We start from the raw sequence: 24792 nt of genomic DNA on the forward strand, positions 1-24792 counted from the left end.
AGCGGCGTTCATGCTGGCCGATGCCAAGGGGCGTCAAAACTGATTCGGGAAGTACAAGAGCTCGTAATGATTGAGCCCTCGCACTTTTATGACCTCTTAGTTGGAAAGCGCGCGCCGCCTCCAAAGATAAAACAATACCGGAATCACCAACAACGCCAAAATAACCGCACTGATCATCCCCCCTACCATGGGCGTTGCGATACGCGCCATCACCTCAGAACCTGTTCCGGTGCCAACCATAATCGGAACCAGGCCACCGATGATCGCGGCCGCAGTCATCATCACCGGGCGCACCCGCATACCAGCGCCGTGAAGTACTGCGTGGCGCAGTGTTTCTCGTCTCGGCGTCAGTCCTTTTTGCTCGCAGGTTTCAAGCATTGCCTGGTAGGACTGGTTAAGATACACCAGCATGATAACGCCGATCTCTACCGCGACACCGGCCAGAGCAATAAAGCCAACACCCACCGCAACGGAGAAGTTATAACCCAATAGATACATCAGCCAAATGGCTCCGATCATTGCGAATGGAAGCGTGCCCATAATGATGCCCACTTCCGTAAAGTTTCTGAAGTTCAGAAACAGCAGGATGATGATAATCGCCAATGTTAACGGCACCACGTAGGTCAGTTTTTCTTTAGCGCGGAGCATGTATTCGTATTGGCCCGACCAGGCGATGGAGTAGCCTGCGGGCAAGTCCAATTCTTCCTGCACAACCGCCATTGCCTGCTCCACGTATGTGCCCACGTCAACACCCTCTATATCCACAAAGGACCAACCGTTAAGACGAGCGTTCTCACTTTTGATCGCCGGCGGCCCATCTTCTATTCGGATATCGGCGACATCCGCCAGTGCAATCCTCTGGCCGGAGGCCGTCACTATGGGAAGCTGTTCCAGTTTCTCGGGCGAATCCCGGTAGTCTTCCGGATAGCGAAGGTTAATGGGGTAACGCTCAAGGCCCTCGATGGTTCTGGAGACATTGATCCCGCCAATCGCAGAGGCAACCACTTGCTGTACGTCCGCGATATTCAAGCCATAGCGCGCAGCGCGTTCACGATTAATGTCCACCTTAATGTATCGACCTCCCGCTACTCGCTCGGAGTAAACCGAAGCCGTGCCAGGCACGTCTGCCAGAATTTCCTCCAGGCGTTTTCCGACATCCTGAATGGTGGCAAGATCCGGGCCGGCGATTTTGATGCCTACGGGGGTTTTAATACCCGTTGCCAACATGTCGATGCGGGTGATGATTGGCATAACCCAGGCATTGGTGACACCAGGAAAGCGAATCAGTGTGTTGAGTTCCTGCTTGAGCTTGTCTGTGGTCATACCCTCGCGCCACTGATCTCGAGGCTTGAGCTGGATAAAAGTCTCAATCATGGTCAAAGGTGCCGGGTCGGTTGCCGTATCCGCGCGCCCTACTTTGCCGAACACAGTTTCCACTTCCGGTACCGTCGCAATCAGTTTGTCCGTCTGCTGAAGTAACTGACGGGCTTTGCCGATTGAGATTCCCGGATAGGTCGTGGGCATGTACATCAAGTCCCCTTCGTCCAGTGGGGGGATGAATTCACTACCAATTTTTGTTGCCGGCCATAGGCCTACAGCCAATACCAGTACTGCACCAAACACGGTCGACAGAGGAAACCTGAGCACCAGCTTCAACACCGGCATATAAGCACCGACGAGCAGGCGGTTGATGGGGTTCTTATGCTCGGGTAACACCTTACCCCGGATAAAGTAGCCCATCAGTACCGGAACCAGCGTCACCGCAAGCGCGGCACTGGCCGCCATAGCGTAGGTTTTAGTGAACGCCAGTGGCGCAAACATGCGCCCTTCTTGTGCCTCAAGCGCAAACACCGGCACAAAGCTGACGGTAATGATCAACAGCGAGAAAAACAGCGCCGGCCCGACCTCAGAGGCAGACCTGGCGACAACCTCCCATCGATTCTCCGGGGTGAGCGGCGTTCGCTCCATATGCTTGTGCATGTTCTCTATCATGACTATGGCCCCATCGATCATGGCGCCGATAGCAATGGCGATGCCGCCGAGAGACATAATGTTGGCGTTGATGCCTTGCCAGTACATGATGATAACCGCCGTCAAAATACCCACAGGCAAGCTGAGGATCGCCACTAACGAAGACCGCACGTGGAACAGAAAAACGATACAGACCAGGCCCACCACAAAAAACTCTTCCAGCAGCTTGAACCAGAGGTTGTTGACGGCTCGTTCAATCAGGCCGGAGCGATCGTAAACCGTGACCACTTCAACGCCCTCAGGCAGGCTCGATTGCAGTTCGCCCAGCTTCGCCTTAACGCCATTGATGGTCTCCTGAGCATTTTCGCCGAAGCGCATCACCACTATGCCACCAACGGCCTCCCCTTCTCCGTTAAGCTCGGCAATACCGCGCCTCATCTGTGGCCCGACTTCCACACTGGCCACATCCTGAAGCAGAATCGGTGTGCCGTTCACATCCAGGCCCAGCGGAATCACCATCAGGTCTTCCCGGGATTGAATGTAGCCGGAGGTACGAACCATATATTCCGCCTCCGCCATTTCGATGACCGACGCCCCGACTTCCTGGTTCCCCTGCTTAATCGCCGTCTGGATAAGAGACAGCGGAATCCCCAGTGCTCGGAGCTTTTCCGGGCTAACCTTGACCTGATATTGCTTCACCATGCCGCCAAGCGCAGCAACCTCTGAAACACCGGGCACGGTTTGCAGTTCGTACTTCAGAAACCAGTCCTGGAGACTGCGTAACTGGCTCAGGTCGTTCTGCCCTGTGCGATCAACCAACGCATAGAGATAAACCCAGCCAACACCGGTGGCGTCCGGTCCCAGTTGAGGTCGTGCGGAATCGGGCAGGTTGGGTGCCACTTGGGACAGGTACTCCAGAACTCTGGAACGAGCCCAATACATATCGGTATCTTCATCGAAAATGACGTAAACGTAGGAGTCCCCAAAAAACGAATAGCCACGCACGGTTTCCGCACCGGGAACCGACAGCATGGCGGTCGTTAAGGGATAGGTAACCTGGTCTTCAACGACCTGTGGGGCTTGCCCCGGGAAGCTGGTTTTAATGATAACTTGCACATCGGAAAGGTCTGGAAGCGCATCGACCGGGGTTTTACTGAGTGAGTACAGGCCCAGCCCAGTTATTAATAAACTTGCCAGCAGAACCAGAAAGCGGTTTCGAATGGACCAATAGATAATCGACTGAATCATCAGTTGGCCTCCTCATGATCCATGTTTCCATGACCCATTTCTGCGTGATCCATCGAATCAGCGGGCATGGCCGACATGCGCAGAAAATCCGAGGTCTTGCTGGATTCAGAATCAATCAGGAACTGGGCGGATGTAACTACCGTATCGCCCGACATTACCCCCTTAAGGATTTCGGCGTACTTTTCACCAACACGTCCGACCTTCACCGTGACGGATTTGAACGTGCCGCCATCCAATGCAAGCACCAGTCGATCGCTCTGGCCGGTTCGAATAACCGATTCACGAGGCACCAGAAGCTGTCGGCTAGTACGGGCGCCTGAATGTTCAACTCTGCAAACATGCCCGGCAGCAAGGTGCCATCGGCGTTGTCAAAACGCATTCTCACCCGGGCCGTACGGGTTTTGGGATTAACCTCCGGGTACACATAATCCACCTTCCCGTTCCATTGACGGCCGGGTAAGTAGTCCAGCGTCATCACTACGCGATTGTCAGATGCCACGGAAGACAACTGGCGCTCAAATACTTCGCCAATAACCCACACCTCATCCAGTGCGGCGATGGAGAGAACTCGATCCCCCGGCTTGATAAACATACCTTCGCGCACATTCAGGTTGTCGATAACACCAGAGGTTGGTGCATACACTGTTAACGTGCGCTGCAATTCCCGGGTTTTCGTGATCTGACGGATCAAACTTACGGGTACATTGAGGGCCGTAAGTCGCTCCTTAGCGGCATTAACCAAACGCTCATTGCCCCGGTTTAACGCCAGGATCAGTTCATCCTGGGCGTTGACCAGCGTGGGCGAATAGAGTGTGTAGAGTGGCTTGCCCTTCTCCACCGGTTCGCCCTCTGCCTTCACATAGAGTTTCTCGATCCACCCCTCAACCCGAGGATGGACATGAGCCATATCGTCTTCGCTGTATTGAACGTACCCCACCGTCGTTATATCGTTCGGCAGCCGACCCTGCGTGACTGGCCCCGTCCTTACCCCCAGATTGTTAACCACACCTGGTGAAATACGAACGGTACCAGGGGCGTCCTGCCCTGATCCGCTACCTGCATAAACCGGTATCAAGTCCATCCCCATGGGGGATTTACCCGGTTTGTCACTCTTGAAATTGGGGTCCATGGGCGCTACCCAGTGCGTCGGTTCTTTACTGACACTGCTCGCAGCCTCACCCGTCGAAGCCGGTGAAGCTTCAGGGGCAAGCCAATAGGTTGCGATTGCTCCGGCCACCCCACCTACTAATAAAAAGCCCAATGGGCGCATAACGTTTGCCATGATTGTTAATCCTGGGAATTGTTCAGTGAGAATGAGGGGGAACCAGCGGTACCAGCAGTGAGATAGCGAAAGGTTGCGAGGTTTTTCGCTCGTTCAGCCGTCATCTGTATAAAATCAACTTGTGTGTTCAACTCCGCGATGCGCGCACGGACGGCTTCGGCGAAATCGCCATCATCGTTGTTGTAAGCTGACAGTGCTGCATTGGCCTGCTCCGCCATCTGTGGAAGCAGCGTCTGCTGGTAAAGCATGATGCGCTCATCGAGTCGGTTAACTCGGGCAGCGGCGGCACGACCTTCGGCTCTTATGCGCCGAACCTGCAGCATCCGGTCAGACTTCGCCGCTTCTACGCGCGCGATTGCCGCGCTCACGGTACGGTCCTGGCGATTGCCGGTAAAAATAGGCAAGTCGAACCCGATTCCGATTGAAAAGAGATCCGCCCGATCCTGCCCGTTCGGGGCTTGGTCCCGATATCCATACTGTGCGGACACTGTCCATTCCGGCTTGTAAGCCTGGCGCGCCAGCTCAACATCGATAGACCCAGCATCAATTAACTGGTCTGTAGCGCGAATTGATGCGTGAGTGATCACGGAGTTATTACTGACATCAAGCGCTGGGTATGGAAGCCGGGCTAACAGATTTGGGGGGATGCGCTCGCTTACCTGCAAACGGAAGGTGTCAGTACCAACCCACTCTCCCAACTCTTCCTGGGCTGTTTCCATCTGGGAATGAAGCGCCGTTAAGCGGTCATCAAGACGGGTCAACTCCAAAGACGCACGGATAATATCCTGCTGCCGTGAACCGTTCATTGTTGAGGTGTACCCGGCCTCCGCAACGTCGGCCAACTGTTCAAAAAGTCCGCGATTGCTTTCAATCAATCGAACACTCTCTTGAGTTTTCCATAGTTCAAGCCACAGGTAGGTGACTGACCTGATCACCAATTCCTGTCGATTCTCGCGCTGAAACGACTGGGACTCTGCAAGCTCCTTTTTTTTGTCGCGGGCGAGATACCGACTATCACCACGGGGAAATCGCTGACTGAACCCAACAGTGGCTTGGGTCATGCCCTCTTGGCGGGTATCGAAGGTATCGGTAGGAAGGTTTGCGGCGCCTAGCGTAATTCGTGGATCCGGTAAGGCGCCTGCAACAACAGACTCATCGAGAAGCGCTTTCTGCAGTTGGGTGCTTTGGGCTGACCAGGGATCTCCTCGAATCGCAATATCAATGGCGTCTTCAAGAGCGAGTCTCGGTTCAGCAGAAATGCCAAGACTCGTTAAAAGCAAGGCGCCTATTAGAGCTGGCTTATATATACGAAGAAAATTATTCAAGTTTCATTCTCTACTAAATTGGTGCGTAGCGAAGAATCTTAAAATCGTTATCTGAACTCAGGCTGAAATTTTACAGCTTATTATGTGATTTTGATCTGAGTAAATTACTTTTAATTACTGATATGTATATCAAAAAACATTACATTTTTTTATTATCTATTTCAGGACCAGTTCAGGAAGGAGTGTTTAAATGAAATCATCAACAAACCAACCTGTAGGTGGACTATGAAAAAGCCAATTATATTCCTAGCAGCAATCACTTTATCTTCAGCTGTTTTTGCCGGCAACTCGCATGAAAGTAATAGTGGCGTTCCGATGAGCAGCGATATGAGTTCAATGCACAAAAACATGAACTCGATGCATAACGGGATGGACAAAGAAACGACGCAGACAGAGATCCTAAAAAATAAGGAAATGCAGCGTCTTCACAAAGAAATGACGATCAATGGCCTGTCCGAAAAGGGTATGGAAGCTCGGCGAATGATGATAGGAACAAAAGCAGGAAAGGCATACCACCAAGCGGTGGAGCGAAATCAGAAAAACGCCGCAGGATAACCCTGCGGCTAAATTAACTCGCAAAGCTAGAGAGCATCTGGCGCAACTATGTTGCGCTGATAGCACCCCTAGCAAAGTGTAGTACAACACAACAACCTGAAACGAAACTGAATTACAGTCGTATTTTCCGTAATTCGGCGCAAGGAGCTCACCATGAAAAAATTTATTATCGCTGCAGCAGTAACAACGTTGTTCTCTACTATGGCATATGCCAATTCTGGTTTGGCAGATAGAATAAATGAAGCTCGAAGCTATCCGAACAAAACAGTCGAACATTTAGATTCGAAGACTTTGAGCGATCATCATAAACAGATGCACATGAAAATGAGCAAATCTGAATTAAAGAATCATCAAAAATCCGCAAACTGAAACCATCAGAGCGGCGATGCTCTCGAACACAATGAACGTTGATATTGTAGGGAAATTTATAGCCACGCTTGCAAAAGCGTGGCTTATCATTTTATCCCGTACACACTCCGAACCAGCTCTCTCTTTGGCAATCTTTGAAGCGGCCCAGGCTTCTGGTTTACGCGAGATACTAAAAAACCATTGCATCTCCAGTAAATTCCTGGTCACGTCAGCGAACTCCCCTGCCGTCACGCTGGCAAGGGTTCTGATCGTGCGTGGTCAATACCTGGCAGTCCAACACATGAAGCTGAAACAAGCCCGAAAACAGTTGCTAAACACCTGCCTTAACTAAGAGCTCCAAGTGCAAGACGTAACCCAGGAATGCCAACGAACAAGCAATACCTACGCAGACCAGCTTAACCAGCAGTGCTACTGCGTCACCCTTGACCACAAAGCTCTCACCGAGAGCCTCCGGAATCAATTTGTAGGTGCTGAAAACGATCTCTCCGCGGTTCCTGAACTTCATCACCTTTTTTCAAACACACCGGTTTTCGTCCCCCGAGCTGATATTGAGTCGATGGAACGCATCGTTCAGGCGATCGAATCAACCGCCGAGCTTTCACTCTATCAGGAACACGCTCTGTCTTGGGCGCCGGAGATTGCACATTTCAATCCAGGCCCCATAGGGGCGTTCATGGGCTATGATTTTCACTTGGGTCCCGATGGCCCTCGGTTGATCGAGATCAATACCAATGCCGGCGGCGCGTTTTTGAACACGGTGCTGGCTCGGGCTCAACATTCATGCTGTGGCCCATCTCAACAGACCGTAGAAACCAAACAGGCGCTGGATGGATTTGAGGATGCGGTGTTCGCCATGTTCATACAGGAATGGCAGAGGCAACGTACTGGCTCGATGCCCGGCCACCTGGCCATCGTGGACGATGCCCCGGGAAGCCAGTTTATGTTCCCCGAATTCCAACTGGCCCAACAGCTACTCCAGGCCAGAGGTATTGATACCTTGATACTCGACCCGTCTGAGCTTGAATATGTCGACGGCGCATTGACAGCACAGGGTAAGCCCATAGACATGGTGTACAATCGGCTGGTGGATTTTGCCCTGGAGGCCCCGGCGCATGAAGCGTTAAGACACGCCTATCTCAACGGCGCGGTGGTAGTAACACCTAATCCCCGGGTACACGCGCTCATGGCCGACAAACGAAACTTGATCCTGCTATCCGACCCCCCGTCCCTGCGCGCCTGGGGACTCAGTGAAGCTGAGGCCGGGTATCTGAAGAAGGCCGTGCCCAAGACCCGGCTGGTTTCAGCAAACGATGCGGCGGAGCTATGGAGTGCCCGGCGTCAACTGTTCTTCAAACCGGTTGCCGGCCATGGCAGTAAGGGCGTCTACCGTGGCAACAAGTTAACCCGGCGCGTTTTCGAAACATTCTGCAGGGTGACTATATCGCGCAGAACTTCGTTCCTGCAGGAGAACGAACCATGAGAATTGACGGCACCGTAACCACGAGAAAGGTCGACATTCGCCTTTACACCTACGCGGGAAAACGTTTGCTTGCCGCTGCACGTGTATACCAAGGTCAGACCACCAACTTTCGCACGCCTGGCGGTGGTTTCGCGCCGGTGTTTCAGGTGTAAATGTTTGCCTCCCAGTTGGTGCGCATCAGGCCGAGTTCTCGACGGGTTTGAAAACGTTCTAAAACCACCACCGAACACCCGCCACGAAACTCGAGGCGTCGACGCCCTCGCCTCCGCGTTCACGAAGATCCTTGGTATTACCCAAGTAGCGCGTATAGGAAACACCGATATAAGGAGCGAACTCCCGCGAAAACTGGTATCTCAGCCGAAGTCCGAGGCCAATATTGTTGATGCCGGTGCCCACTCCCCACTCCTCTACGTCACTGAATGCGACCAGGGTTTCCCCGCGGCCCTGAAGAATAAGCCTTTGCGTCAGCAACCAGTCATATTCAGCCTCAAGGTCGTACGATACATCACCGTCGTCGGTAACCCTGAGGTTTGTATCCACCTCAAACCAGTAGGGCGCCAACCCCTGTAAGCCAATGATAGCCGAGTAACGCTCCCTGTTAGGGTCTGCACCGAAGGTCGACTGCGCGCCCAGACCAGTCTGGATGTCCCAAAAAGCATCCAAACGATAACTGTACTGAACATCGAAGTTTTCGATTTCGCCGCTCTCGGTGGACAGATCTGTTTTGCCTCTGTTTCTATCCAGAGCCGTTTGCGATCCTTGCCAAGCCAGGCCTGGGCATCCCACAGGGCGATCTCGTCATTACCGTCTCGCTGATATTCCAGCCGATCAACCAGTATCTGACCAAAGACCTTGTCGTCGTGAACAGGTAACGCCCAGTCCGGTTCGGCTTGCACACCGGTACCAGCGGCGGCTGAGGTCCCGGCTGCTAACATGAAAAGAGAAATGCCCGTAACCTGTTTTATTCGAATCATCATAATAATCACACCCTGAACTCGTTAGACAACCGACACGACACGAAACATCCCTGCCTCCATGTGATAGAGCAGATGGCAATGGAATGCCCAATCTCCAGGCGCATCTACCGTTATCAAGGCAGACACTCGCTCGCCGGGTTTAAGAGAAATCGTGTGCTTACGTGGGCGGTACTCACCCGCACCAGTCTCCAGCTCCATCCACATACCATGCAAGTGGATCGGATGATCCATCATCGAATCGTTGACCAGTATCAACCGTAAGCGCTCACCATTATAAAACTTGACCGGGCCATCCACTTCAGAGAATTTCTTGCCATCGAAGGACCACATATAGCGCTCCATGTTGCCGGTAAGGTGGAGCTCCACTTCCCTTTCCGCAGGACGTTTGTCAGGCCAGCCATCAATACCCTGTAATTGCGAGTAGGTCAGTATGCGATGATTCACGGTTTCAAAACCAATGCCTGGATCATCCAGACGCGATTGCGGTTTAGAAGCCACCATTGCCGCTCCGGGGCCGTGATTGTCCGGACCATGGGATATTGGGCGCCCGGCGGTCGGGACAGCGCTCAGGCTCACTGTGTCGGACGGCGCATCCATTTTGGTCATTTTTTCGCCATTGCCATTCATCTTCATTGGGCCGTGGGCTGTGTCCATGTCGCTGCCCATTTTCATGCTGCCCTTCATGTCCATCGCGCCCATTCCCATGGCCGCCATACCGCGTTCAGTTCTCGGGTACATGGGGGGCACCGGTGCCTCCAGGCCCTGGCGGCTGGCCAGTGTGCCACGCACAAACCCGGATCGGTCCTGTGACTGCGCAAACACGGTATGAGCAATGTCCGTTGGCTCAACAATAACGTCGTAGGTTTCAGCCACACCGATGCGAAACTCATCGGTCTCAACCGGGCGTACGGGCTGGCCGTCAGCGGAAATTACCGTCATTGGGAGCCCGGGAATACGCACATCAAAGAAAGTCATGGCTGATGCGTTGATGAATCTGAGGCGAATTTTTTCGCCTGGCCGGAACAGTCCCGTCCAGTTGGTTGCCGAGGGCGAACCATTCATCAAGTAGGTATATTCGGAACCCGTGACATCGAGAATGTCCCGGGGACTCATGCGCATCTTGCCCCACATGTCGGCTTTGCTCCACGCGGCACCCCAGCCCATGTTTTCTACGTCTTTGAAGAAATCACCAACGGTGCGTTGGTTGTAGTTGTAGTAGCCTTCAGCCACCTTGAGGTTACGAAATACATCGCCGGGAGCATCGAAGGTCCAGTCAGACAGCACCACCACGTATTCACGCTCATAGGCGACCGGTTCGGGTTCGGCAGGGTCAATGATTATCGGCCCATAATGGCCAAGCTGCTCCTGAAAGCCGGAATGGCTGTGGTACCAGTAGGTACCGTGCTGCTTGACCGGAAAACGGTACTCGAAGGTTTCGCCCGGCTTGATGCCGGGAAAACTGACCCCTGGAACACCGTCCATCTGAAATGGCAGTAGCACACCGTGCCAGTGAATCGACGTTGGCTCATCCATCCTGTTGGTAACCCGCATGATCGCATCGCGGCCTTGCTTGAGCCTGACTAGCGGTGCTGGCAAGGTACCGTTGATGGTGATGGGCTGCGAGGAGACTCTCGAACCAATAGTGAGTGGCGTTCGTGCAATCGTCATATCGTAGATATCAGCACCGTCTCGCACGGTATGATAAACATTGGAATTATCCAGCCTCCCCCTGGCAAAAGCCGGCATCATGCTGTCAAAACCGGCGAGAAGCCCCATCGCGGCAGAACCCTGGATTAGCCGCCGCCGGGACAACCTTCTACCAACATCTTTCTGACTCATACATAGCCCCTGTTTTTCGCCTTATCGAAACACCTATGGTGGGTTGCTGCAACCTGACAGGCCACATTAAGGTCCATTTGCTCTCTGGCACTTAACGTCGGCCAGTAACGCCCACTCTACGCTTTGAACCTAAAATGAAACTGAACCGACGTGCATCTAAAAAATTAAACGAGTTTATCGCTTTATGCAAGACAGGGAATAGGCACTCATTACTGAGAACGCAGCCGGAGCCTGTAACTTAGTCAGCGGCCTCACACGCGACGCCATTCGATAATAAAATACGCTTGGTAATCGTTATCATTATCGTTAATAATGCGTACCTATCCACATTCATTAAGGGCGCAATATGGACCGTTTATCTTCAAGACATTTGCTCGCGCTAGCCATCGCAGCAACCGCGATACCAGTTCACGCACAAGAGCGGACACTGGATGAGCTTGTCATCATTGGCGACGAAGTTTCCGCCTCTGCACTACCGGGCTCTGCCCACGTGGTAACCAGTGACGATCTTGAAAACATGAAGTACACCGATATCCAGCGGGCCGCTCGGGAAGTTCCCGGGGTCTATATTCGGGAAGAGGACGGATATGGACTGAGACCAAACATCGGCATCCGTGGCTCAGGCTCCGGCCGCAGTTCCAAGGTTACGTTAATGGAAGACGGCGTGCTTCTCGCCCCGGCTCCCTACTCCGGCCCCTCAGCGTACTATTTTCCTTCCTTCGGCCGCATGAGCGGTATTGAAGTCCTCAAGGGGCCTGATCTATTGCGCTACGGACCTGCTACGGTCGGCGGCACAATTAATCTACGCTCAACCCCCATTCCCAGCAAAGCTCAAGGACATGTAACGGCCGAAATTGCCGAAGATAACGGTAAGCGTATCCATGCTTGGTACGGCGCCAGTAGCGAACAGGTCGGATGGCTGATCGAAACCCACCAGCAGGAAACCGACGGCTATAAAGACATTCGCCAGTCAGACCGTGAAACCGGTTTTGACAAACAGGATTTTGTCGCCAAGTTAAGACTGAACTCATCGTCCAACGCCGACATCTATCAACAGCTTGATCTGAAAGTAGATTACAGTGAAGAGCTCAGCCTGGAGACATATCTGGGGCTAACAGACGCCGATTTCCAATCCGATCCGGACCAACGTTACTTTGCGTCTGAGCGCGACAACATGGACAACCAGCGCGTCGGTTATATGGCACGACACCTGGCTGAGCTCACCAGCGACCTTACATTGACGACAACCGTCTATCGTAATGAGTTTCAACGCAACTGGTACAAGACCGACGGCCTCGGTGCACTGGTTGATGACGCAAACAATGGTGATACAGCGGCCCAGCAGCAGCTACGGGGTGAAGCTGACATTAACGGTTTAAGAATCAAGAACAACAACCGCGAGTACGTGTCTCAAGGCCTGGATTTCAAGGTTGGCTGGAACACATCGCTGGCGGATATGGATCATAATGTCGAGATTGGAACCCGATATCACGAAGACGAAGTCGATCGCTTCCAACCAATCGATACCTTTGATCAGATCATCAACAATGGTCGGCCAACCTTGGAATACGTATCCACGACCTCAGGCACTGGTATCAATGGAAGCAACAATGCGCTTGAACAGGCCGACGCATGGAGCAGTTTCATAGCAGACAGAGTATCCGTCACCGAGCGACTGGCAGTGACCGGCCTGCTGAGATACGAAGACATCACAACCAAGCGCACACGATATAATGAAGAAGCTCGCCTAACAGTCAAGGACAGAGACAGTAACGATACCCGCGAGTTACTGCCAGGCATTGGTGTTACCTACGAGCTGACCCCAGGGTTAACGCTGCTTAGTGGTGTGCATCGCGGCATGGTTCCCGCCGGTGCTGGCGGCACGGATGTCGATCCAGAGATCAGTATCAACTATGAAGCGGGTGCTCGCCTGAACCGCGGTGCCGGGCGCTACGAGTTAATCGGGTTTTACAGCGACTATCAGAATACGGTTCAGAACTGCACGATCGCCACGCCTTGTGCCGGTGGCCAAGATACCGGCAGTGTGAGCCAGGGCGAATCACGCATCCAGGGCATTGAGGCACTGGCTGGCCATGTCTTCACACTACCCAACGGCTTGAGCGTTCCACTCGAAGCAACCTGGACGTATACCGATGCTGAAGTGACCAAGGACAGTGACAGCGGAAACGTACGTAAAGGCGATAACCTTGTCTATCTGCCAGAGAACACAGTTAACCTTCGCGCTGGATTGAAGCGGGGCAATCAATGGGATGTGTATGTCAACGTCACCTACGTCGACAGCATGTGCATCGACAATACCTGCAAGCGCGGTGGTGATAATACCTTCAGTGAGACCGAAGCTCTCACAGTAGTGGATCTGTCGGGAAGCTACGCGGTTGCCGACGGCGCGCGAGTTTTCGCCAAGCTGGACAATGTATTCGACAATCAAAACATTGTCTCCCGGTCACCGGATGGCGCAAGGCCCAACTTGCCTCGTTTGGCGTCAGTTGGCTTCAGTGTTGACTTCTGAGTCCAACAAAAAGAACCAGTCAGCAGAGATGGACGCCTGAGGAGATCTTGCTCGCACGGGCAAAGTCTCCGGTTGAGGTGTCGCCACTATTTCTCAGGTAGTCGGGTTTGTCGGCTTAACAACGCAAACAAAAAAAGGGCAGAAATATCTGCCCTAAACACCTAACTAACTCTCTAACTCGTCACAAAGATTAGCAGGCCAGACTGAATCCAGACTGAATTATCAGATTAACATTCATACAACAACGCTGTTTGTCATTGAGCTCAAGCTAATTACGGGCAAAATCAAGAACCATGCATTGTTAAAACGCATACTGGAACCGCGCACGAACCTCATCGCCACTTGCGCCATTGGCTTCTTCGCCATCCATATAGCTCAAACCGAGTCGAACATTCTTATTGGCGTAGTAGTTGACACCCAGCGTCGTCTGCTCGCCGTCGGTTGTGGCCAGCCCCACGTCACTGTACTTTCCATCACCATCCTCAAAGCGGGCGATCACCTCCCAGGCACCTTTGGGCGACGACGGCTTCACGCGCTTAAACACGCCCGCTTTGTATGGGCGACTTTCCCCGGTAATGACCCAGCCGAGCTGCACGTAGTAGCCATCGACATCAAGCTGGCCTTCCTCGGAATCGAAGTATTCGGCCTGAGCATGGAAGGGCCCCATACGACCCGCCAATTCCAGATTATAGGTATCGACCTCATCAACCTGAACATCTGCATCCCGCGTGGTATAACCTACACCAAGATGAACAACGGCATCCTTCGTCAGAATAGGCGCAAAAGTACCCCGAGCCGTTATCGCCGTATTGTTGAAGTCATTGCTGCCGTCACCATCCGCTTCAAAATAACCGACACCGTAGGTCCAGTTACGCCCTTTCCCACTTAACTGAATACCGCCACTGCGCCCGGGAGCATAGCGCTCAGTCATGGCAGAACGCTCAAGCGCAGAAATGTCTTTCGAACTCGTTAACGCTTCCAAGCCAAAAGGCTCTTTTTGCTTACCAATGGTGACGCTTGCTGCTGAGCCAAATCCGAGATACCGAATGTAAAGGTCTTCGACGTCACCGCCGTCGGCACCCTCACTCTCCGCTACGTTAAACTGAGTCTTGTAGGCCCAGTCGCCATAATGGCCTTTGACGTATAAGCGCGCCCGCCGTACATCAAAATCCTTCGTATCAACGCCGTTGTCATCTGATTGCGTGGCGTCGTAATCCCATTGAATACGGCCACCAAGTTGAAAGGACGCCGAACCATCAGACCTTTTGACCTCAATACCACTGTCGGTATTGATCACCAAATCCTCCCCGTCAGTCGTAACGGTACCTGCGTGTGCAACAGAAACAGTAGAAATCGCCAACGCCAAGCTCAAATATTTCTTACTCATAGTTTTCTCTTACCTTGTCAGTTCGGTTGTGTTCTTTGAAGAACCGAGGTAAGCCTACCCAGATAACATTACAACAAAATTACAAGAAATCAATGTCGTTACGTGAGGTGGACCCACTCAGTAGAACAGCCCGTGTTTGATCAAACAGTAGAAAATATAGCCGAAGGTATCTGGATGGGCATCAAGCACAAGGAGCCCCGCCTGATCGGCTGGTTGAGTGCGGTGTATCGGCCGGTCCTGCGAACTGCTGTCAAAACACCCAAACTGATGATGGGGATAGCCCATATGGTGTTTTTGGGGAGCCTGACGCTGTTTCCCTTTTTGGGCAGTGAGTTCGTACCCACTCGGCGGGAAGGCACCTTCCAGATTCGTTCAACATTACCGCCTGGCGCAGGCCTGGACTCCGCGATCAGCTATAGCAAACGAATTCAGGAGGTGCTCGGTGATTTTCCGGAAATTACCGGCAGCTATGCCCGTGTTGGGCGCGCCGAAATCGGTGGTGATCCGGAGCCAGTTAATGTGGTGGCGACTATGGTGATACAGAAACCGCTGGGTGAATCAACGGATACCCGGTTTGACCTGGTGCGGAAAGTTATCCAGCCTCTCTTTTGAAGTGCTCGTGGATTGTATAGCCAAGTCACAGGCACCCTCGCCGGAACAGGCCGCCCCTTTGAACAGGGCCGGCCTGCTTTACATTTGATGCAGGTTAGCAGTAGATGCTTCGTTGATTAGAAACTTTTACTCCAACCGAGCCAAAACTTGGGGTCATCCGAATTAACGGAGCCAAGCGCATCACCTGACTCGATGTCTGCATACTCCAAATTAACGCTAAAGGACCCAAAATCGCCGGCGTCCTTCGTGACACTGGCCGCAGCGTGACCGTAGCTGGCCTCGCCCACGGACCCTTTCTTATCATCCGTGAAGTCGTAGTAACCAACCAAAAGCCCGGCGCTGAAATTATTCTCAAGCGGCACCTCAACGGCTGCGTAATAGTAGATATCGCCCTGTACAAACAGCCCTTCACCACTTACATCACTGTTTGTTGTATAGGCCAGACCAACCGACCCGATTCCATAGCTCAGCTCACCATAAATCTCGCCAAAATCAATTGAATCGGGCGCATCCGGGTACGCGTAGTAGACATATCCGAAATCATAGCCGAGATCATCAACGGCGCCAGAATAGCCAGCATAGAGATCAAGCTCATAACTGGTTCCATCACCGAAATCCACATTAGACCCCCAGGTACCCGCGTAAAAACCTGACGAGTGCTCGTAGTCCAAACCACCCTGAACAGCCGTCGCGCCGTCGGTCTGGGTTACCCCTCGGAAAAGATAATTGCTGCCGGCACTCACATTGGCGCTCATGTCCGCGCTGGCCACAGAGGGTGCCACCAGAAGCGCAGCGGACAAACCAATGCCGAAAAGTCCAGATCTTGTCAAAGTTTGCTTCTTCATGATTTCCACCTTTTGGTTTCAGTTTTCCTGACCATCAAAGATGCAAACACCTTGCCATAACAAATTAGCCTTTAAATATCATTACGTTATGCTATTTCATGAAAAATATGCATGACGCGGAAATTAAAGAGGCCCAATAATGGCGCAAAACTTCACTGCCAAGGAGAAACACTTCCCATTTCAGGGCAAGCCTGCCGCCAGATTAAGCAGCACATATAAAACGCAGGTAGCAATGCGTTTTATATCAGAAAGATGAGGACTAGATAACGAAGTTACATTGAGTGCATGCCAGGCCATGTTCATGCATCATCTGCCCCCGTCCATGGTTCATCAGCCCGACTGTACTTACAGCCCTCTCTGGGTGCCGCCAATGGCTCACTTCGTAACGCCTTCAACAGGCCTGCCACCATAACCACAATAACCAGCGAAAATGGCAAAGCCGCAAGTATGACCGCATCCTGAAGGACGGCGATGCCACCTGCCACCAGTAACACGGCCGTCAGCACACCATTGCCAATGGCCCAGCCTGCTCTTGCTACTTTGGGGGGCTCAAGTTGCCCTCCAGATAGGATAATATTGATCACTAATGCCCCGGAATCCGCCGATGTTACAAAGTAAACGCTGATAAGTAGCGTCGCGACGAAGCCCATAACAAACTGCACCGAATCGGACGTTTGCAGATGCTCAATCGTCGCAAAAAGCGCATAAGCGACATCTTTATTGACTGCATCGACAATGCCGCCGCCACTAAAGAGTTCGCTGTGAAGCGCGGTTCCCCCCATCACCGAAATCCATACAAAGGTTATCAGCGTCGGCAGCAGGAGAACCCCAAATACAAACTCTCTCAGGGTGCGTCCGCGGGAAATTCGGGCAATAAACAGGCCCACGAATGGCGACCAAGCCAACCACCACCCCCAGAAAAACACGGTCCAGGTCGACTGCCAGCTTCCTGGTTCATTAGCGCCAACATAAAATGTCATGAGCAACAGGTTGTCCAGGTAACCGCCGATTTCCTGCACGAACAACCCTGCCATATAGTCAAAGGGACCAATCACCATAAAAGCAGCAAGTAAAACCAGCGTTAGCAAGAGATTCAGCTCGCTCAATACCTTTACGCCTCTCCTCACCCCGGACACCACCGAAATCGTCGCGATCAAAGTAACCACGGCAACCACTGCCAACTCTAACCAAAGGGAGGCTTCGATAGAGAACAGCCACTTAAGCCCGGTTCCGGTTTGGCGGGCACCCAGTCCCAGCGTTGTTGCCAGACCAAAAACGGTGGCAAAAACAGAAAGCGTATCGACCATATGCCCCCAGAAACCAAAGATTCTCTTGCCGATAAATGGGTACAAAGCGGATCTTGGAGCCAGGGGTAGGTCATGCCGATAACTAAAATATCCGAACGTAATTGCCACCACTGCGAAAATTGACCATCCGTTCAGGCCCCAATGAAAAAAAGACAGTTGAATTGCTGTCGACGCCGCCGCGGGAGTCAGACCCTCTGGGCTAAAAGGATTTCCCTGGAAGTGCATAATTGGCTCTGCAATGCTCCAAAAGAGCAGCCCAACACCGGTGCCGGCGGCAAACAGCATGGCTAGCCAGGGGAAAAGCTGGTACTCCGGTTGTTCATCGTCTTTGCCAAGACGCACATTTTTGTAGCGCCCGAGTCCCAGCCAAAGTACAAAGGCGGTCAGAAATGCAACCAGTGCGACGTACCACCATCGCAGCAAGCCATCCACAGCCGAGGAAATATACGCCAGTGCACTCGCAAATTCGGATTGCCAGATAAGAGCCCCGACAAGGGTCAATCCAATTATAGTAATGCTGAGCAGTGAAGGGAGAATGGGCATCACTGGATGGCTGGCGTCGGTCAACTTCTGCATAAGGATTATTCCGTTTTTTAAGTTTTTTCCTACCAATAGCGATGTTCGTAAAAATTATGTCCGCAATGCAACGGCGAAATAATGCGCCTTTAAACTCATGAGCATTATCTCGCCGGAGCGACCTTGCACGATTACACCCTTCCTAGATTTTCTCGCGCCGTAATCGTAAGGCGTTCATCACCACAGAGAGGGAAGACGCACTCATTGCAAAAGCCGCGAAAATCGGGCCTATCAGAATACCGGTAAAGGGATAGAGCACACCCGCAGCGATGGGAACCCCTGCCCCGTTGTACACCAATGCAAAAAACAGGTTTTGCTTGATGTTGCGCATCGTTGCAACGGAGAGTTTCCTTGCCCGGACAATCCCGTCTAGATTTCCCTTCACCAACGTAAATCCAGCACTTTCAATGGCAACGTCTGCACCTGTCCCCATGGCGATACCGACATCCGCCTGAGCCAACGCGGGGGCGTCATTGACTCCGTCGCCGGCCATCGCCACCTTGTGGCCTTTGGCCTGCAGTTCCTTGATGATGCGGGCCTTGTCTTCTGGCAGGACGTCCGCTCGGATTTCATCGATGCCTAACTTCGCGGCAACAGCTTTAGCAGTTCGCTCGTTATCACCGGTTGCCATAATAATTCGGAAACCCAGTTCATGAAGCGCCCGCAGCGCTGCCGGAGTTGTTTCTTTAACCGGGTCAGCTACGCTGACGAGGCCGGCTACCGCACCATCCAATACCACAAACATCACCGTTTCACCTTCGTCACGTCGGGTGTTGGCAACCTCAACCAAATGGCCACCATCCAGCCCCAGCTCCTCCAGCATTCTGGCATTGCCCAATGCCACCGGCTTGCCGTCAACTACCCCTTTGACGCCCTTCCCGGTTACGGCCTCAAAATCGTCGGCTTTACCGAGGGCGACATTACGCGCTTCGGCACCAGCTACAATCGCTTCAGCCAGAGGATGCTCAGACCCCTTCTCCAGGGTGGCCGCCAGTCGCAGGACCTCTGCCTCATCGTGATTTGATTCTGGCAATACGGCTACGAGCTTGGGTTTTCCCTCCGTCAAGGTACCGGTTTTATCGACAATCAACGTATCAACCTTGGCAAAACGCTCCAGGGCTTCCGCGTTTTTTATAAGCACGCCCAGTTGGGCACCACGGCCGGTCGCAGTCATGATCGACATGGGTGTCGCGAGCCCCAACGCGCATGGGCAGGCAATAATCAGCACCGCAACGGCGGACACCAGTGCATAGGACAACGCCGGCGCTGGTCCCCAAATGGCCCAGGCGATAAAAGACAGCACTGCGATCCCAATAACGGCCGGTACGAATTTTCCGGCCACCATGTCCGCAAACTTCTGGATCGGAGCCCGACTCCGCTGGGCATTGGCGACCATTTCGACAATCTGGCTCAGCATGGTATCCGCTCCCACCCGAGTGGCTTCCATGACGAAGCTGCCCGTACCATTAATCGTGGCGCCAGTGACCTTCTCACCTGCTACCTTTTCCACGGGCAGCGGCTCGCCGGAAATCATCGATTCATCGATGGACGACCGGCCTTCCACAAGCACACCGTCTACCGGCACTTTATCGCCAGGGCGCACACGCAGGTGGTCGCCAACTTGTACATCTTCAAGGGGAACCTCTGCCTCGGTACCATCGGGTTTGATCAGTCGTGCGGTTTTGGCAGCCATATCGAGCAGAGCGCGGATGGCCTTTCCAGTGCCTTCCCGGGCTCGAAGTTCCATCACCTGGCCCAGCAAAACCAACGTGACGATAACGGCGGCCGCTTCAAAATAGACTCCCACGTGACCGCCCGCTCCGCGGAAACCGGCCGGAAATATGCCCGGCGCCAGCACTGCAACAATGCTGAAAATATAGGCGGCACCCACGCCCATACCAATCAGGCTAAACATGTTCAGATTCATGGTTCGAAACGAATTATAGCCACGAGTAAAGAACGGCCAACCCGACCAGAGAATCACCGGTGTCGCAAGGATCAACTCAATCCACTGCGACATGCGCTCACCAAAAAAATCGCGAACTACCATGATACCGACGAACGGGGCCATGGTCAGAATCAGCAACGGTATTGAAAACACCAGTGCGACCCAGAAACGGCGAGTGAAATCTATAAGTTCCGGGTTGGGGCCGTCATCACCCACTGCGGCAGATTCAACCTCCAATCCCATTCCACAAAGCGGGCAGGCCCCGGGCTTGACTTGGCGGACTTGGGGGTGCATGGGGCAGGTGTAGACCGTTCCCTCATAACCGGCGGGCACCTTGTTGTACTTAAGGTCATCGCCCGACGCCTTGGTGTCGCTACCAGAATGGTGATGGCAAGCATGATCAGAATGCACTGTGCTACCAACCTCTTCTAATGGAACAAGATGCATCCCACACTTTGGGCAATCCCCAGGCTCGTCCGAGACCACTTCCGGGTGCATCGGACAGGTGTATTGTGTGGCGACCGGGCTGGACACTGACGCCCCGGAGCCGGCGGTGTTATTTTTTGAGGACATAATTCGACCATCCTTTTGATTATCATCTTCAATTGAGCAATTGACGTTTAAGATTTTTTGCCTGAGACAAACAGATCGAGCGGAGCGTAGATCCGGACCTTATATATCGTTGTCACTCCTGTCCCGCGAAGCAGCTGCGAGTTGGCGCCACTGGCCCCAGCGAGGAATGAACATCGGTACCTGCTGTTGATAGACTCGGTATTCTTCGCCAAACTGCTTCAGCACCTGTTGCTCCTCGCGTCGAGCCAACCATGTGTAAACAAGGACAATGACTGGAAACAGGCCAATCGAGAACAGCGTTGGCCAATGCACCACGCCTTCGCCAAACAGGGCGATGAACAACCCCGTGTACTGCGGATGTCTTACGTACGCATACAACCCGTCTGTCACCAGACGATTTTCCCCGCGAGCCTTATGAACCTGGCGCCACCCCTGAATGAAAAGTCCGATCCCGGTAAAGGCAAGTGCATAACCAAGCAGCATTGAGATCATCATGCCGGTTTCGCCGAGCCCTACCAGAGTCGACCATAAGCTGGCACTCATATATTCGCTGTCCAGACCGAAAAAGCGCACCAACAGATAGATGGTGAGCGGAAAGCCGTACATTTCGGCATAGAGTGCAATTATAAAGGCCTGCACCACCCCAGCACCTGCCCACTCCCGCCAGTTCTTCGGCGCGAAATAACGATAAAAGAACCAGGACACTAATACGATAACGATCAGTGTGAGGCCCCAGGCTCCAGCGTGATTGAAAGATTCATTCATGATTTGATCTACCTGTATTACAGACGAGGCTACCCAGCCGTGACACGATGGCCTGACTGACCGATTGAGGATCACTACCGTTGGCCATCAGCAGGCCTGCGGTATCGAGCGTCCTCCCATGATTGGTGTAACGAAAAGCCAGTGTACGATCTCGCCCCAGATCCAGGGGCCTGCAAACCCCCAACAGGGTTTCCGGGCGCATATGGCACACAAACACCCGCAGCTTTATGTCGCTGGGGAATAGCGCCCCTCTGATGTGGCTGGATGACTGATGTTCTGCCTCCACCACATCCCGAGGATCGCGGAAACGCCCCGGTTCCAGCAGACAGACAATTCCGCATGAAATGCCTTTCTGGCTTAGATCGTCGGCCACCGCCTCACAAACCTGCCGTTGATAGGCACCCACGGCGACTAACTGCACGTCATTACCTTCGCTAAGAGCAACAGCTCCGTCTCTTACTGACTGCTCGGCCTGACGGCTATCCAGTGCTGCTGGCAACCGGCCTTTGGGAATCGTTATGGCCCAGATCTGACCTAGCGTTTTTAACCGGTTTGAAGACTCCATAATCCCTCGATCACAATGGCCGGACACAACTGCTGCGTAACGTAATAATCAGAGATCATCCATCCTGCCAATCTGACGAGCCAGACGCTTGGATTCATTTTTCTCCATCGTCAATAGTGACTCCAGCAGTTCCCTGGCTTTAGGGATCTCGGCCTTTTCAGTCAATGTCTGGTAGAGATCAATAATCTGATCGTGAAAGTCAAATACCTCCCGACAGATACCGTTGAAATCAAGCTTTGCATAGGGCTCATCACAAGTCCGGTGAGTTTTAATGGGGTGATGAGACAGATAGTCATAAACCCTTGTTTCCAAAGCGTTGGTGTCTGCCTGGTGTTCAAACTCGTTCACAATACGTTCAATTTCAGATTCGCGAGTTGCCAGATAGTCCAGAAGCGCCCGGGCCCGTTCTTCTTCGTTCCGTGTCGAACAGTGGGAAAGGTAGCGTGCCAGGTGTGCGTGCAGATCTCGTGTCCAGCCAATCAGCTCTCTAAACGTTTTAATATCCATTCCGGTTTACCTTCCTTACCTTTGATAGACGTTTGACTTTTACGTTATGGGCTCGAGTCGCGCTCCCAGAAACCAGTAAACCCTGAGCAACTGAAATCAACCTGAAAACCGGGAGCGGAACAGTGAAAACATTGATTCTAACGCTGCCGATTTGATGTAAATCAAAATAGAGTCACAATCACTTTTTAAAAATGCTAAATAGCCAAAAAATCCAATATCTTAGCGCCAGCCGACGACCGGCTGCCTCATCTTCACAACCAAGCCGACGTGTAAGAAAATGCAAAAAATCCTGGTGAACATCCACGATGACGTCGTGATCATCGTAAATTGTTGGTAGTGGATGGCCAAACGGCGTATCTCGGAGGCTTCAACATTCATCGTGAAGGTTCCCAACAGTTCTACGGCCCAACACGGTGGGTGGCGTGATGCGCACATTTGCTTTGGCGGGATTCTGGCCGCAGAGGCTGAGGTTCTGTTTGACGCTTTTTGGTGCAGTCACCTGGACTGGGCACCACATGCCCAAGATGAGGGTGACAGCCGGATTATTCCCAATACGTCGCGCAGGTGCCGTATCCAGTTACGGTGTACCATCAAAGACCAGCTGGCCACTGCCGCAAAGAGTATTTGCTTGTGACGCCATATTTTGTTCCTGATCGGGGCTTGCGCAAGCAACTTATCCTCGCCGCGCGCCGAGCGTCGGTGTCTGTGTTCTGACAACGGAAAAAACGGATTCAGCACCCGCACAATGGGCAGCCCGGGCTTTTTACGGTGAGCTCATCGAAAACGCAGAACCGGCACTCCCATTAGGCTTTGGCCGCACAGGCAATGTTAAGGGGCTGGTATCTCGACCAACCAATCAAGGCAAGTCCACCAAGGATCATTGGCAGAGTTAACAACTGCCCCATGGTCATCCAGCCAAAGGCAATGAATCCCAGTTGCGAGTCGGGGAGTCGAACAAACTCGACAGAAAAACGGAAAACCCCGTATAGCAACAAGAACAGGCCGGACGTTGTTCCATTTCGGCGAGGATGGATCGAGAACCACCACAGCACACCGAACAACACGACACCTTCCAGTGCAAACTCATACAGTGACGACGGGTGGCGTGGCGCCAGCCCCATATTCGGGAACACCATGGCCCAAGGTACATCGCTGGCTCGCCCCGGAAGCTCGTAATTGATAAAGTTGCCGATGCGCCCTGCCCCCAGGCCAATCGGCACCAGTGGTGCGATAAAGTCCGTGAGCCGAAAAAAATGTAAGTTTTGCTTGCGGGCGAAAACCAAAGCCGCGACCAATACCCCAACAAAGCCCCCATGAAAACTCATGCCGCCTTCCCAGATTTTGAATAACCAAAGCGGATTGTCGGCCAACTTATCTAAGCCGTAGAACAGCGCATACCCCAGGCGGCCTCCCAGTATGACGCCCATTACGCAGTAGAAAATCAGCGTTTCGACTGCATCAGTACTCAACCCTAATTGATGAGCCCGGCGACGGCCCAGCCACCAGGCAGTCAGAAAGCCAACCAGGTACATCAGGCCGTACCAATGGATTTGCAACGGGCCCAATGAAATCGCAATCGGATCGATTTTTGGATAGTTGAGCATTGGTTATCAGATTCCAGTACGTAAAATGGATCTTTGGGTGGCAGAGGCATTACATTTTATCAGAGTCAACTCAGCCGGTCGGTTGTACCGGGGAGGTTAGAGCCCACTCCTTTCAGACCACGCATCATAAATTCGCTTATCCCATTTACTCTGGAAGAATGCGATCGCGGCTTTTTGATCGTCCTTGGAGAGTACATCTCCGAAGGCAGGCATTTGTCCGCCCATGGGAGCACCACCTTGAGCGATTGTGCCCATCAGCATGTCAAATGGATGGTGCCAGGCGTGGCCTGTTCCATTGAGTGGCGGTGGTGGGTAGGTGCCATCCTCCAGTCGCTTCCTCCAATTGAAGGAGCCTTGAGCCTCGGTGCCGTGGCAGCTTGCGCAATTTTCCTCGAATACGGTTTTACCATGCTCGATCTGGACCTGAGTATACCATCGGCCCTCCACCGTCCCTTCAGTGCAGCCGCTAAGCAATGCAACCAAAAGAACGCCGAATAAGGCTTTTGTCTTAAACATCGTATTTTTGT

General features: G+C 52.8%; 21 protein-coding genes and 2 pseudogenes. 8 read left to right on the forward strand and 15 right to left on the reverse strand.

What is annotated here, in order from left to right; all coding sequences use genetic code 11:
* Positions 1-96: 96 nt before the first annotated feature.
* The 4 genes from BCA33_RS01345 to BCA33_RS01355 are packed head-to-tail and all read right to left on the reverse strand — an operon-like array spanning position 97 to position 5826.
* A complete protein-coding gene (locus tag BCA33_RS01345; RefSeq protein ID WP_071263032.1) occupies positions 97-3219 on the reverse strand; it encodes an efflux RND transporter permease subunit in 3123 nt (1040 codons plus the stop codon).
* On the reverse strand, positions 3219-3464 hold the full coding sequence (locus BCA33_RS21085) for a hypothetical protein (RefSeq protein WP_254774091.1): 246 nt from the start codon (positions 3462-3464) through the stop codon (positions 3219-3221). Before BCA33_RS21085 ends, BCA33_RS01345 begins: the two co-directional genes overlap by 1 nt.
* A complete protein-coding gene (locus tag BCA33_RS01350; RefSeq protein WP_254774092.1) occupies positions 3422-4501 on the reverse strand; it encodes an efflux RND transporter periplasmic adaptor subunit in 1080 nt (359 codons plus the stop codon). The genes BCA33_RS21085 and BCA33_RS01350 overlap by 43 nt, the downstream gene beginning before the upstream one ends.
* A gap of 5 nt (positions 4502-4506) precedes the next feature.
* Entirely contained in the window at positions 4507-5826 is a 1320-nt protein-coding gene (locus BCA33_RS01355) for a TolC family protein (protein ID WP_071263034.1), read from the reverse strand.
* 225 nt (positions 5827-6051) lie between these two features.
* Between BCA33_RS01355 and BCA33_RS01360 the strand changes: the two genes are divergently transcribed.
* The 5 genes from BCA33_RS01360 to BCA33_RS21090 all read left to right on the forward strand — a co-directional run bounded on the left by BCA33_RS01360 (position 6052) and on the right by BCA33_RS21090 (position 8382).
* On the forward strand, positions 6052-6381 hold the full coding sequence (locus BCA33_RS01360; protein ID WP_071263036.1) for a hypothetical protein: 330 nt from the start codon (positions 6052-6054) through the stop codon (positions 6379-6381).
* Positions 6382-6534: 153 nt separating this feature from the next.
* Positions 6535-6750, forward strand: a complete 216-nt coding sequence (locus BCA33_RS01365; protein ID WP_071263038.1) for a hypothetical protein — start codon at positions 6535-6537, stop codon at positions 6748-6750.
* 31 nt (positions 6751-6781) lie between these two features.
* Positions 6782-7081: a hypothetical protein gene (locus tag BCA33_RS20415; protein WP_175469668.1), complete on the forward strand. Its 300-nt coding sequence runs from the start codon at positions 6782-6784 to the stop codon at positions 7079-7081.
* 9 nt (positions 7082-7090) lie between these two features.
* Positions 7091-8230, forward strand: coding sequence for a hypothetical protein (locus BCA33_RS01375; RefSeq protein ID WP_254774093.1), 1140 nt, complete (start codon positions 7091-7093; stop codon positions 8228-8230).
* Entirely contained in the window at positions 8227-8382 is a 156-nt protein-coding gene (locus BCA33_RS21090) for a hypothetical protein (protein ID WP_254774094.1), read from the forward strand. Before BCA33_RS01375 ends, BCA33_RS21090 begins: the two co-directional genes overlap by 4 nt.
* Before the next feature lie 58 nt (positions 8383-8440).
* Here BCA33_RS21090 and BCA33_RS01380 read toward each other — a convergent pair.
* Both BCA33_RS01380 and BCA33_RS01385 read right to left on the reverse strand, forming a co-directional pair.
* Positions 8441-9207: pseudogene (locus BCA33_RS01380) on the reverse strand (copper resistance protein B).
* A 21-nt stretch (positions 9208-9228) separates the two neighbouring features.
* Complete coding sequence (locus BCA33_RS01385; RefSeq protein ID WP_083394597.1) at positions 9229-11046, reverse strand: copper resistance system multicopper oxidase; 1818 nt, start codon at positions 11044-11046, stop codon at positions 9229-9231.
* A gap of 346 nt (positions 11047-11392) precedes the next feature.
* On the opposite strand from BCA33_RS01385, the gene BCA33_RS01390 reads away from it, so the two are divergent.
* A complete protein-coding gene (locus tag BCA33_RS01390) occupies positions 11393-13576 on the forward strand; it encodes a TonB-dependent receptor (protein ID WP_071263043.1) in 2184 nt (727 codons plus the stop codon).
* Positions 13577-13877: 301 nt separating this feature from the next.
* Here the strand turns inward: BCA33_RS01390 and BCA33_RS01395 are convergent, their stop codons facing one another.
* Positions 13878-14963 (reverse strand): OprO/OprP family phosphate-selective porin, encoded by a 1086-nt coding sequence (locus BCA33_RS01395; RefSeq protein WP_071263044.1) that lies wholly within the window; start codon positions 14961-14963, stop codon positions 13878-13880.
* Positions 14964-15095: 132 nt separating this feature from the next.
* Between BCA33_RS01395 and BCA33_RS01400 the strand changes: the two genes are divergently transcribed.
* The gene (locus BCA33_RS01400; protein WP_071263045.1) at positions 15096-15575 is read left to right on the forward strand and encodes an efflux RND transporter permease subunit; all 480 of its coding nucleotides are present in this window, start codon (positions 15096-15098) and stop codon (positions 15573-15575) included.
* A 116-nt stretch (positions 15576-15691) separates the two neighbouring features.
* Here the strand turns inward: BCA33_RS01400 and BCA33_RS01405 are convergent, their stop codons facing one another.
* The 6 genes from BCA33_RS01405 to BCA33_RS01430 all read right to left on the reverse strand — a co-directional run bounded on the left by BCA33_RS01405 (position 15692) and on the right by BCA33_RS01430 (position 22661).
* Positions 15692-16420 (reverse strand): TorF family putative porin, encoded by a 729-nt coding sequence (locus BCA33_RS01405; RefSeq protein WP_071263046.1) that lies wholly within the window; start codon positions 16418-16420, stop codon positions 15692-15694.
* Positions 16421-16719: 299 nt separating this feature from the next.
* Positions 16720-18303, reverse strand: coding sequence for a BCCT family transporter (locus tag BCA33_RS01410; protein WP_071263047.1), 1584 nt, complete (start codon positions 18301-18303; stop codon positions 16720-16722).
* 142 nt (positions 18304-18445) lie between these two features.
* Complete coding sequence (locus BCA33_RS01415) at positions 18446-20824, reverse strand: copper-translocating P-type ATPase (protein ID WP_254774095.1); 2379 nt, start codon at positions 20822-20824, stop codon at positions 18446-18448.
* A 99-nt stretch (positions 20825-20923) separates the two neighbouring features.
* Entirely contained in the window at positions 20924-21589 is a 666-nt protein-coding gene (locus tag BCA33_RS01420) for an isoprenylcysteine carboxylmethyltransferase family protein (RefSeq protein ID WP_071263049.1), read from the reverse strand.
* Positions 21582-22154 (reverse strand): hypothetical protein, encoded by a 573-nt coding sequence (locus tag BCA33_RS01425; protein ID WP_071263050.1) that lies wholly within the window; start codon positions 22152-22154, stop codon positions 21582-21584. Before BCA33_RS01425 ends, BCA33_RS01420 begins: the two co-directional genes overlap by 8 nt.
* 48 nt (positions 22155-22202) lie before the next feature.
* Positions 22203-22661 (reverse strand): ATPase, encoded by a 459-nt coding sequence (locus BCA33_RS01430; protein ID WP_071263052.1) that lies wholly within the window; start codon positions 22659-22661, stop codon positions 22203-22205.
* Between the two features lie 315 nt (positions 22662-22976).
* Between BCA33_RS01430 and BCA33_RS22635 the strand changes: the two are divergent.
* Positions 22977-23087, forward strand: a pseudogene (locus tag BCA33_RS22635) (hypothetical protein); the annotation flags it as partial.
* 377 nt (positions 23088-23464) lie between these two features.
* On the opposite strand, the gene lgt reads toward BCA33_RS22635, so the two are convergent.
* Both lgt and BCA33_RS01445 read right to left on the reverse strand, forming a co-directional pair.
* Positions 23465-24265 carry a prolipoprotein diacylglyceryl transferase gene (lgt, locus tag BCA33_RS01440; protein WP_071263055.1) on the reverse strand — a complete coding sequence of 267 codons (801 nt, stop codon included), beginning with the start codon at positions 24263-24265 and terminating at the stop codon, positions 23465-23467.
* A 96-nt stretch (positions 24266-24361) separates the two neighbouring features.
* Positions 24362-24781, reverse strand: a complete 420-nt coding sequence (locus BCA33_RS01445; RefSeq protein WP_071263056.1) for a cytochrome c — start codon at positions 24779-24781, stop codon at positions 24362-24364.
* Positions 24782-24792: the final 11 nt, after the last annotated feature.

The sequence above is a fragment of the Marinobacter sp. AC-23 genome (assembly GCF_001858325.1).
Lineage (GTDB): Bacteria > Pseudomonadota > Gammaproteobacteria > Pseudomonadales > Oleiphilaceae > Marinobacter.

What these genes read in the sequence shown, in the direction of transcription:
- lgt (WP_071263055.1), bottom strand. Translation starts at nt 24,265, where the DNA reads ATGCTCAACTATCCAAAAATCGATCCGATTGCGATTTCATTGGGCCCG.
- BCA33_RS01405 (WP_071263046.1), bottom strand. Translation starts at nt 16,420, where the DNA reads ATGAAGAAGCAAACTTTGACAAGATCTGGACTTTTCGGCATTGGTTTG.
- BCA33_RS21090 (WP_254774094.1), top strand. Translation starts at nt 8,227, where the DNA reads ATGAGAATTGACGGCACCGTAACCACGAGAAAGGTCGACATTCGCCTT.
- BCA33_RS01350 (WP_254774092.1), bottom strand. Translation starts at nt 4,501, where the DNA reads ATGGCAAACGTTATGCGCCCATTGGGCTTTTTATTAGTAGGTGGGGTG.
- BCA33_RS01410 (WP_071263047.1), bottom strand. Translation starts at nt 18,303, where the DNA reads ATGCAGAAGTTGACCGACGCCAGCCATCCAGTGATGCCCATTCTCCCT.
- BCA33_RS01395 (WP_071263044.1), bottom strand. Translation starts at nt 14,963, where the DNA reads ATGAGTAAGAAATATTTGAGCTTGGCGTTGGCGATTTCTACTGTTTCT.
- BCA33_RS01425 (WP_071263050.1), bottom strand. Translation starts at nt 22,154, where the DNA reads ATGGAGTCTTCAAACCGGTTAAAAACGCTAGGTCAGATCTGGGCCATA.
- BCA33_RS01430 (WP_071263052.1), bottom strand. Translation starts at nt 22,661, where the DNA reads ATGGATATTAAAACGTTTAGAGAGCTGATTGGCTGGACACGAGATCTG.
- BCA33_RS01445 (WP_071263056.1), bottom strand. Translation starts at nt 24,781, where the DNA reads ATGTTTAAGACAAAAGCCTTATTCGGCGTTCTTTTGGTTGCATTGCTT.
- BCA33_RS01415 (WP_254774095.1), bottom strand. Translation starts at nt 20,824, where the DNA reads ATGTCCTCAAAAAATAACACCGCCGGCTCCGGGGCGTCAGTGTCCAGC.
- BCA33_RS20415 (WP_175469668.1), top strand. Translation starts at nt 6,782, where the DNA reads ATGAACGTTGATATTGTAGGGAAATTTATAGCCACGCTTGCAAAAGCG.
- BCA33_RS01365 (WP_071263038.1), top strand. Translation starts at nt 6,535, where the DNA reads ATGAAAAAATTTATTATCGCTGCAGCAGTAACAACGTTGTTCTCTACT.
- BCA33_RS01420 (WP_071263049.1), bottom strand. Translation starts at nt 21,589, where the DNA reads ATGAATGAATCTTTCAATCACGCTGGAGCCTGGGGCCTCACACTGATC.
- BCA33_RS01360 (WP_071263036.1), top strand. Translation starts at nt 6,052, where the DNA reads ATGAAAAAGCCAATTATATTCCTAGCAGCAATCACTTTATCTTCAGCT.
- BCA33_RS01385 (WP_083394597.1), bottom strand. Translation starts at nt 11,046, where the DNA reads ATGAGTCAGAAAGATGTTGGTAGAAGGTTGTCCCGGCGGCGGCTAATC.
- BCA33_RS01345 (WP_071263032.1), bottom strand. Translation starts at nt 3,219, where the DNA reads ATGATTCAGTCGATTATCTATTGGTCCATTCGAAACCGCTTTCTGGTT.
- BCA33_RS01390 (WP_071263043.1), top strand. Translation starts at nt 11,393, where the DNA reads ATGGACCGTTTATCTTCAAGACATTTGCTCGCGCTAGCCATCGCAGCA.